The following is a 318-nucleotide window of genomic DNA, read 5'->3' on the forward strand; positions in this document are numbered from 1 at the left end:
GTTGTAACTCAGCCGCTTAGTTGAAACGTTGGCCTTTTACAAATTCCGTTTTAATTGTTTTAAATGTCGCTTCCGCTACCGCATTATCATAAGGACATCCTTTCTTGCTTAATGAATGCGTGATATTGAATGTCTTAAAACAATCCGCTAACAACCGATTATCAAACTCTTTACCTCGGTCAGCAACAATTTCACTACGTGATTTACCATGTTGATAAAGACTGACCATTTGGTGTTTAAAATCATCTGTGAATGTTCGTCTTTTGCGTTTAATCTTATTCATATTTGTTCCTTTTTTAGTTGTGATAAGTTTACCTT

The 318-nt window shown here is 34.9% G+C and carries 1 pseudogene; it reads right to left on the reverse strand.

Annotated elements, in window-relative coordinates:
- Nucleotides 1-22: 22 nt before the first annotated feature.
- A pseudogene (locus tag GQ590_RS12180) lies at nt 23-318 on the reverse strand (hypothetical protein); the annotation flags it as partial.

Source organism: Gilliamella sp. Lep-s35, from assembly GCF_009795845.1.
Classification (GTDB): domain Bacteria; phylum Pseudomonadota; class Gammaproteobacteria; order Enterobacterales; family Orbaceae; genus Gilliamella.